The organism is Pseudomonas sp. GW704-F2, assembly GCF_059423025.1.
Window position 1 is genome coordinate 25,695 of the sequence record NZ_JBWKXO010000053.1, and the last position, 8,482, is coordinate 34,176.

An 8,482-nucleotide genomic window follows, 5' to 3' on the forward strand; every position below is an offset into this window, starting at 1 on the left:
GGAATTTCCAAGTGATAAAAAAGATCCTGATCGCCAACCGTGGTGAAATTGCCGTGCGAATCGTGCGTGCCTGCGCCGAGATGGGCATTCGCTCGGTCGCGGTCTATTCCGACGCCGACCGCCACGCGTTGCACGTCAAGCGTGCCGACGAGGCCCACAGCATCGGCGCCGAGCCCCTGGCCGGTTACCTGAACCCGCGCAAGCTGGTGAACCTGGCCGTGGAAACCGGTTGCGATGCGTTGCATCCCGGCTACGGTTTCCTCTCGGAAAACGCGGAACTGGCGGACATTTGCGCCGAACGTGGGATTAAATTCATCGGCCCATCCGCGGAAGTGATTCGCCGCATGGGCGACAAGACCGAAGCGCGCCGCAGCATGATCAAGGCCGGCGTACCGGTCACCCCCGGCACCGAAGGCAACGTCGCCGACATCGCCGAAGCCCTCACCGAAGGCGACCGCATCGGTTACCCGGTGATGCTCAAGGCCACCTCCGGTGGCGGTGGTCGCGGCATTCGTCGTTGCAACAGCCGTGAAGAACTCGAACAAGCCTTCCCCCGCGTGATCTCCGAAGCCACCAAGGCCTTCGGTTCGGCGGAAGTGTTCCTGGAAAAATGCATCGTCAACCCCAAGCACATCGAAGCGCAGATCCTCGGTGACAGCTTCGGCAACGTGGTGCATCTGTTCGAGCGCGATTGCTCGATCCAGCGCCGTAACCAGAAGCTCATCGAAATCGCCCCGAGCCCGCAACTGACCCCTGAACAGCGCGCCTACATCGGCGACCTGTCGGTGCGCGCAGCCAAGGCCGTGGGTTACGAAAACGCCGGCACCGTGGAGTTCCTGCTCGCCGAGGGCGAGGTGTACTTCATGGAGATGAACACTCGGGTGCAGGTGGAACACACGATCACCGAAGAAATCACCGGGATCGACATCGTTCGCGAGCAGATCCGCATCGCTTCGGGCCTGCCGCTCTCGGTGAAGCAGGAAGACATCCAGCACCGTGGTTTTGCGTTGCAGTTCCGGATCAACGCCGAAGACCCGAAGAACAACTTCCTGCCCAGCTTCGGCAAGATCACCCGCTATTACGCGCCCGGCGGCCCCGGCGTGCGTACCGACACGGCGATCTACACCGGCTACACCATCCCGCCGTTCTACGATTCCATGTGCCTGAAACTGGTGGTGTGGGCGTTGACCTGGGAAGAAGCCATGGACCGCGGCCTGCGTGCCCTGGATGACATGCGCCTGCAAGGCGTGAAGACCACCGCCGCCTACTACCAGGAAATCCTGCGCAACCCGGAATTCCGCAGCGGCCAGTTCAACACCAGTTTTGTGGAAAGCCACCCTGAGCTGACCAACTACTCGATCAAGCGCAAACCCGAAGAGCTGGCCCTGGCCATCGCCGCCGCCATCGCCGCCCACGCAGGCCTGTGAGGAATATAACAATGAGCAAGAAGATCTTTGTCACCGACACCATCCTGCGCGACGCTCACCAATCGTTGCTGGCCACCCGCATGCGTACCGACGACATGCTGCCGATCTGCGACAAGCTCGACAAAGTCGGCTACTGGTCCCTGGAAGTCTGGGGCGGCGCGACCTTCGACGCCTGCGTGCGCTTTTTGAAAGAAGACCCGTGGGAGCGTCTGCGCAAATTGCGCGCTGCGTTGCCTAACACCCGCCTGCAAATGCTGCTGCGCGGCCAGAACCTGTTGGGCTATCGCCACTACAGCGACGACGTGGTCAAAGCCTTCGTCGCCAAGGCCGCCGTCAACGGTATCGACGTGTTCCGCATCTTCGACGCGATGAACGACGTGCGTAACCTGCGCGTGGCCATCGAAGCGGTCAAGGCCGCCGGCAAACACGCCCAGGGCACCATCGCCTACACCACCAGCCCGGTACACACCATCGACGCGTTTGTGGCCCAGGCCAAGCAAATGGAGTCCATGGGCTGCGACTCGGTGGCGATCAAGGACATGGCCGGCCTGCTCACGCCATACGCCACCGGCGAGCTGGTCAAGGCACTGAAAGCCGAGCAGAGCCTGCCGGTGTTCATCCACTCGCATGACACGGCGGGTTTGGCTGCGATGTGCCAACTCAAGGCCATCGAAAACGGTGCCGAGCACATCGATACCGCGATCTCCAGCTTCGCCTGGGGCACCAGCCACCCAGGCACCGAGTCGATGGTCGCCGCCCTTAAAGGCAGCGAATTCGACACCGGCCTCGACCTGGAACTGCTGCAGGAAATCGGCCTGTACTTCTACGCCGTGCGTAAGAAGTATCACCAGTTCGAAAGCGAATTCACCGCGGTCGACACGCGCGTGCAAGTCAACCAAGTGCCGGGCGGGATGATTTCCAACCTGGCCAACCAGCTCAAAGAGCAGGGCGCACTCAACCGCATGGGCGAAGTGCTGGCTGAAATTCCGCGGGTGCGTGAAGACTTGGGCTTCCCGCCGCTGGTCACCCCGACCTCGCAGATCGTCGGCACCCAGGCGTTCTTCAACGTGCTGGCCGGCGAGCGCTACAAGACCATCACCAACGAAGTGAAGCTCTACCTGCAAGGCGGCTACGGCAAAGCGCCGGGCACGGTGAACGGGCAACTGCGTCGCCAGGCCATCGGCAGCGAAGACGTGATCGACGTGCGCCCGGCCGACCTGCTCAAGCCGGAAATGAACAAGCTGCGCGGCGAAATCGGTGCGTTGGCCAAATCTGAAGAAGACGTGCTGACCTACGCCATGTTCCCGGACATTGGCCGCAAGTTCCTCGAAGAACGCGACGCCGGCACCCTGACTCCGGAAGTGTTGCTGCCGATCCCGGAAGCCGGCGGCGTGGCCCGTGCGGGTGGCGAAGGCGTACCGACCGAGTTCGTCATCGACGTCCACGGCGAAAGCTACCGCGTCGACATCACCGGTGTTGGCGTGAAAGCTGAAGGCAAGCGTCACTTCTACCTGTCCATCGACGGCATGCCCGAAGAAGTGGTGTTCGAAGCGCTCAACGAGTTCGTCGGCGGGGGCGGCAGCAAGCGCAAGCAAGCCACCGAGCCAGGCCATGTGAGCACCACGATGCCGGGCAATATCGTCGACGTGCTGGTCAAGCCAGGCGACGTCGTCAAGGCCGGCCAGGCGGTGCTGATCACCGAAGCGATGAAGATGGAAACCGAAGTGCAGGCCGCGATTGCCGGCAAGGTGACCGCCGTTCATGTAGCCAAGGGCGACCGGGTGAACCCTGGCGAAATCCTGATTGAAATCGAAGGCTGATCCAGCCTTCGACACTACCGTTTAATCCTCGGGGGAGCAGGTGCTCCCCTTTTTTTTCGCCTGTAATTTGGCCGGCGCGCAGCGTGGGCTCAGAACCGCATTTGCCATTGGCCCATCAGGCCCTGGTTGCGGCTATGGTTGCCTGTTTCGCTGGCGTAGGTCAGGCCCACGGTGTGTTGCGGCGAGAGTGCGAGGTCCAGGCCGGCTCGGACGTTCAGGCTGTCGCGGTCCAGCGACGTGCCCTGGACAGTGAAGCTGTCAATCAGCCCCGGCGCAGCGCGAAAGGATTGGCTGACCCGGCTGTCGACGTCGCCGTACAGGTGTTTCCAACTGGCGCTGAGGTGAGGGACCAGGCTCATCTGGTTATCGAACCGATACAGCGACGCCAGGCGAAGACCGAAGGTGCTGCTCAGGTTCTGTTGGTTTTGCGAGCCGACGTTCAGCGCGGTCAGGCCACCCCGCTCCTTGAAACCGTCGCGGTGATAGCGCTGGTAACCGAGGCCGGCGAAGGGTTCCACGCTCAAATCCGCAGTGCCCAATTGGTAGCCCATTTCGGAGAAGACGGTTTGGCTGTTGGCGTTGTAATTGGCCCTGAGCTGCTCGGTGTAATCGAGCAACTTGACGCTGCGCTTGTTCTGCCCGTCATGGCTGCTGTAGATCGCTCCCAGGCGCAGGGCCAACGGGCCGTCCTGCCGCACGGCATAGCTGCCCAGGTGCCAGCTGTCGAGGTCGGCGGAAAAACGCGCGGCGTCGAGGTGGCTGCTGGATTTGGCGCCCATCACGCCGACACGCCAGGCATGGTCCAGCGCCCAGTCGGCCCCCAGCAACAGGCCTTGGGTGCCATGTTTCAGACCGGCGCTGCCGCCTTTTTTGTCGAGCGTGCCGTCGTTGCCCAGGCTTTGCACCCAGAAGTGGCCAGCGTCGTCGGCGGGCAGGGTGCGCAGGATCGACAGCAGTTGGCTGCTCAGTTGCTGCGTGGTGTTCTGGGTCGCGGCGGCGAGGTTGGCGTTCTGGCTGGCAGCCAATTGCTCAAGGGCTGCGCCGATGCCACCGGGCTGCTTGTCCAGCGCGTCGGCGAATTTTTCCAGGGCTTTGATCTGTTCGGAGGTCAGTTCGCCGGACTCCAGCAACTGAACCAGCGCAGGTTCCAGGGCCTTGGCGAGCTGCAGGCCATTGTGCGTGGTGGCGCGCTGAGTGAGGTAACCGTCGATGGGCTCGGCTTTTTCAGACGCTGCGTCGGCCCACTCATTATCAAGCGCCTCATAGGGTTGGAAATGGTACGGCCGGTATTCGATATCGCCCCGCGCCTGGGCGTATTGAAGGCTGGCGGCGCTGATCGCAAGCGCCATGACAAGTGCAAATCGTGGGGGTGTAAAGGGCATGTGATCCCAACCTCTGATGAATGAGGCCGGAAATTTAGCGAGATGGCGGGGCGATAACTGTCAGGCTATCGACCCCTGGTTTGCGGGAGTTGTCTGTAGTGCGGTGCGATTAAAAACGCATCGGGCTTTGTCCGCGACAGGATAAATGGCCATCTCATTTGCATTAAAATGCATTTTTAGAATAATTCTGGCGACACAAATGCATTTTAATGCGTAAATCTGGTCATCTGCTGAGCGGGAAATGCACTATATTGCAGTACGCGTCCCGAACATTGCTTGCCAGGTGCACTTAAATGCAGATGGAAACGACCTACTCTTTGATACTGCAGATTTTCACCGCTGGTCATTGGCGTGACGCTATGCGGTTGGAGTTCTCGGAGCCTGAAAAGGGTTTTGATGGACGTTGCAGGGCAGGTGATATCAATTGGCGAGGGGTCTGCGATGCACTGGCCGAGATTATTGACCCTGAGCAAAGTTTTGAGCGGCTGCGACAAGACGCCGAACACTTGCGAGCTCTGCCGGACATCTTGGCTGCAGGCGGTTTGCCAGCGGTCACCTTGAACCACCCCAGCGTCCCGTTGGGGAAACTGGACATGCGTCTGAAGCAATGGGGGCTGAAATGACCATTACCCTGGATGCCCGCGCCCTGTTAATCGAACGTGTCGAACAGGGGCTGGCTGATGGTTCCCTTGCAATTGGCGAAGCCGTGCGCCGCCTGCGCACCGAAGTCACGGGCCTGCACCAAAGCCAGTTCGCCAAGATGTGCAAAATTTCTGTGCGTACCCTGGTGCATATCGAACACGGCGAGGGCAATCAAACCCTGAAATCGCTGAACGCCGTGTTCCGCCCCTTTGGCTTACAGATGGGCGTGGTCAAGGTGCGTCGCGAGTGGGATGACTGAGTCCTCACCCCCGTCGCACATACCCCTTGCCGTAATGCCGCTCCATACGCGCCTGGATCAGTTCCAGGCCGAGGGACATCACCCAGTAGATGATCGCCGCCGTGGTGAGCATTTCGATGTAGCGATAGCTGGAGCGGCCGTAGGATTGCGCGAGGAACATCACTTCCCACACGCCCATCACCGAGATCAGGGAGGAGTCCTTGAGCATCGAGATGAACTGGTTGGTGGCGGGCGGGACGATGGTACGCATGGCCTGGGGCAGGGTGACGTGCCAGAAGATCGCACTGTCGCGCATGCCCAGGGCCAGGGCGGCTTCCCGTTGGCCGTGGGGCACGCCGAGGATGCCGGCGCGGAAGATTTCGCTCAGGTAGGCGCCGTAGTTCAGCGACAGCGCGATGATCCCGGCGACGATGGCCCCCGGCACCAGGCCCAGTTGCGGCAGACCCAGGTAGATCAGCAGGATCTGGATCAGCAGCGGTGTGCCACGGAAGAACGAGGCATAGAAACTCGCGACGCCAAAGGCCACCGCGCTTTTCGACAGGCGCCCCAGGGCGGTGATAAAGCCCAGTATCGATGACGCCACGATCGAGCACAGGCACAGGAACACCGTCAGCGCCGCGCCTTGCAGAAACCCGTTGGGCGCCAGATGCACGCCGACCAGATTGGGCAGCTTGTCGAGGATGATCGAGAACTTCAGGTCAAAGCTCAGGAAGAAGCTGGCGAACAGGCAGAACAGCGCGGCCCAGGTCAGGTACAGGCGCGTGCGAAAACCGAAGAATCGTTGTAGCCGCGACGCGCTGACCGGTGGTTTGGGTGGGGTGGGGAACGCGGTCATTGGCTGATGTCGGCGCCGATCCATTTTTGCGACAGCTTGCTCAAGGTGCCGTCCTGCTTCAACTGCGCGAAGACTTCACGCACTTTGCTGTCCCACTGCGGGTCGCCTTTTTCGATGGCCACCGAGTTGGGCTCGGCGTACAGCGCTTCGCCGGCCAGCTTGAAGCGCTTGTCCTGGCTCAGGCGCGGTTGGGCGGTGACCAGGTTGGTGAGGATCGCATCCAGGCGCACGCCGGCGCCCAGGCCCAGGTCCTGGAAGGCCACGTTGTCGGTGTCGTAGGGGGCAATCTGCACGTTCTCGAACGGGTACTGCAACTGGGTGTCTTCGGCGCCTTCGATCACCAGGTTTTTGTTCAGGTAGCTCTCGTAGCTGGAGGCGCTGGTGAGGCCGACTTTCTTGCCGCTCAGGTCCTTGGCGCCGTGGATGCGCTCATCCTTGGCATTGACCACGATCACCGCGGGCGAAGCGTAGTACTCCACGGGGAAGTCGAACACTTCAGCGCGGGCCTTGCTTGGGGTCATCGAGCAGATGCAGATGTCGTAGCGCCCGCTCCAGCGGCCGGCGGCGATCACGTCCCAGGACGGGGTTTCCAGGCGCAGTTTGACCCCGAGTTTTTGCGCGACGGCCTTGGCCACGTCGACGTCGAAACCGTCGAGCTGGTTCTGCTCGTTGAGGAACGAGAAAGGCGGATAGCTTTCCATCAGCACGCCGACCAATTCGTGGTTTTGCTCAACCCGGTCCAGGGTTGCACCGCCGAAGGCTTGGGTGGAGGCAGCCAGCATGGTCAGGCCCAGGGCCAGTAGCGGTTTGAGTTTCAAGAGAGGCACCCGAATAAAAAAGAAGTTGTTATGAAGCGAATTTACCGTATTAAATAGTTATAAGAGCGACTCTCATAGTGAGTTATTTTCATAAGCTTATGAGTAAAAAGCATATGGCCGCAGTACGCACAGTAATTCTCGATGGTGGCATGGGCCGCGAACTGCAACGCCGCGGCGCGCCGTTCCGACAGCCGGAGTGGTCGGCGCTGGCGTTGAGCGAAGCGCCGCAGGCGGTGGAAGCGGTACACGCGGCTTACATCCAGGCCGGTGCCGACGTGATCACCAGTAACAGCTATGCTGTCGTACCGTTTCATATCGGCGAAGCGCGGTTTGCCGCCGAGGGCCAGGCCCTGGCGGCGTTGGCCGGTGAATTGGCGCGGCGCGCGGTGGTGGCGTCCGGCCAAGCAGTGCGCGTGGCCGGTTCCCTGCCGCCGCTGTTCGGCTCGTATCGGCCCGACCTGTTCGAGGCCGACCGGGTCAGCGAACTGCTGACGCCCCTGGTGAGCGGCCTGGCGCCTTATGTCGACCTGTGGCTGGCGGAAACCCAGAGTTCGATCATCGAGGCGCGGGCCATTCATGCCGGTCTGCCGGCGGACGGCAAACCGTTCTGGCTGTCGTTTACCTTGAAGGACGAAGACACCGACGAGGTGCCGCGCCTGCGTTCCGGCGAGCCGGTGGCCGAGGCGGCCGAAGCGGCTGCGCAACTGGGTGTGCAGGTGTTGTTGTTCAACTGCAGCCAGCCGGAGGTGATCGGCGCGGCGATTGACGCGGCCCGCCAGACCTTCGAGCGTCTGGGGGTGGCGATCCAGATCGGCGCCTATGCCAACGCCTTCCCGCCACAGCCCAAGGAGGCCACGGCCAACGACGGCCTCGACCCGTTGCGCGACGACCTCGACCCGCCGGGCTACCTGCAATGGGCTGCCGATTGGCAGAAGCGCGGCGCCAGCCATTTGGGCGGTTGCTGCGGGATCGGACCGGAGCATATTGCGGTGTTGGCCGAGCAGCTTGCCGACTGACACCCAGTGCGGATTGCACTGAGGATCGAGTGTGGGAGGGGGCTTGCTCCCGTGGCGGCCTGTGGGCCGACCCTTCGCTCGGGTTGGAATGAGTACATATCCATTATTCAGGTGACGGCCGCTATGGGTTCCGCCCTTACGGCGGCTCACTTTTGAAAAGCGCAAAAGTAAGCAACGCTCTTGCCCCACCACTCGGTGCCTCGCTTAGGCTCGGCATGCCCGAACGCAGGCTTGAATCCGTGGGCCGCCGTCATGGGCCATCCCTGGCCCAGGACGGCTAACC

7 protein-coding genes and 1 pseudogene are annotated in these 8,482 nt (G+C 61.7%); 5 read left to right on the forward strand and 3 right to left on the reverse strand.

Going from position 1 to position 8,482, the window contains the following annotated elements:
• The first annotated feature begins 11 nt into the window (after positions 1-11).
• Both AC07W0_RS27945 and oadA read left to right on the forward strand, forming a co-directional pair.
• Positions 12-1,427 carry an acetyl-CoA carboxylase biotin carboxylase subunit gene (locus AC07W0_RS27945; protein WP_003213442.1) on the forward strand — a complete coding sequence of 472 codons (1,416 nt, stop codon included), beginning with the start codon at positions 12-14 and terminating at the stop codon, positions 1,425-1,427.
• Between the two features lie 11 nt (positions 1,428-1,438).
• Positions 1,439-3,247 carry a sodium-extruding oxaloacetate decarboxylase subunit alpha gene (oadA, locus tag AC07W0_RS27950; RefSeq protein WP_017850030.1) on the forward strand — a complete coding sequence of 603 codons (1,809 nt, stop codon included), beginning with the start codon at positions 1,439-1,441 and terminating at the stop codon, positions 3,245-3,247.
• 89 nt (positions 3,248-3,336) lie between these two features.
• Here the strand turns inward: oadA and AC07W0_RS27955 are convergent, their stop codons facing one another.
• Positions 3,337-4,629 carry an autotransporter outer membrane beta-barrel domain-containing protein gene (locus AC07W0_RS27955; RefSeq protein ID WP_102618683.1) on the reverse strand — a complete coding sequence of 431 codons (1,293 nt, stop codon included), beginning with the start codon at positions 4,627-4,629 and terminating at the stop codon, positions 3,337-3,339.
• 410 nt (positions 4,630-5,039) lie between these two features.
• On the opposite strand from AC07W0_RS27955, the pseudogene AC07W0_RS27960 reads away from it, so the two are divergent.
• Together AC07W0_RS27960 and AC07W0_RS27965 are read left to right on the forward strand one after the other, a co-directional pair.
• A pseudogene (locus AC07W0_RS27960) lies at positions 5,040-5,252 on the forward strand (type II toxin-antitoxin system HipA family toxin); the annotation flags it as partial.
• Positions 5,249-5,530: a helix-turn-helix domain-containing protein gene (locus tag AC07W0_RS27965; protein ID WP_017850027.1), complete on the forward strand. Its 282-nt coding sequence runs from the start codon at positions 5,249-5,251 to the stop codon at positions 5,528-5,530. The pseudogene AC07W0_RS27960 and the gene AC07W0_RS27965, both read left to right, overlap by 4 nt.
• A 4-nt stretch (positions 5,531-5,534) precedes the next feature.
• Here the strand turns inward: AC07W0_RS27965 and AC07W0_RS27970 are convergent, their stop codons facing one another.
• Positions 5,535-6,365: an amino acid ABC transporter permease gene (locus tag AC07W0_RS27970; protein ID WP_017850026.1), complete on the reverse strand. Its 831-nt coding sequence runs from the start codon at positions 6,363-6,365 to the stop codon at positions 5,535-5,537.
• Positions 6,362-7,183, reverse strand: a complete 822-nt coding sequence (locus tag AC07W0_RS27975; protein WP_017850025.1) for an ABC transporter substrate-binding protein — start codon at positions 7,181-7,183, stop codon at positions 6,362-6,364. The genes AC07W0_RS27970 and AC07W0_RS27975 overlap by 4 nt, the downstream gene beginning before the upstream one ends.
• A 113-nt stretch (positions 7,184-7,296) precedes the next feature.
• Here AC07W0_RS27975 and AC07W0_RS27980 point away from each other — a divergent pair, with 113 nt between their 5' ends.
• A complete protein-coding gene (locus AC07W0_RS27980) occupies positions 7,297-8,199 on the forward strand; it encodes a homocysteine S-methyltransferase family protein (protein ID WP_173677842.1) in 903 nt (300 codons plus the stop codon).
• Positions 8,200-8,482 lie beyond the last annotated feature (283 nt).

Coding starts and splice junctions, on each gene's coding strand:
- oadA (WP_017850030.1), top strand. CDS start 1,439: ATGAGCAAGAAGATCTTTGTCACCGACACCATCCTGCGCGACGCTCAC.
- AC07W0_RS27955 (WP_102618683.1), bottom strand. CDS start 4,629: ATGCCCTTTACACCCCCACGATTTGCACTTGTCATGGCGCTTGCGATC.
- AC07W0_RS27965 (WP_017850027.1), top strand. CDS start 5,249: ATGACCATTACCCTGGATGCCCGCGCCCTGTTAATCGAACGTGTCGAA.
- AC07W0_RS27970 (WP_017850026.1), bottom strand. CDS start 6,365: ATGACCGCGTTCCCCACCCCACCCAAACCACCGGTCAGCGCGTCGCGG.
- AC07W0_RS27980 (WP_173677842.1), top strand. CDS start 7,297: ATGGCCGCAGTACGCACAGTAATTCTCGATGGTGGCATGGGCCGCGAA.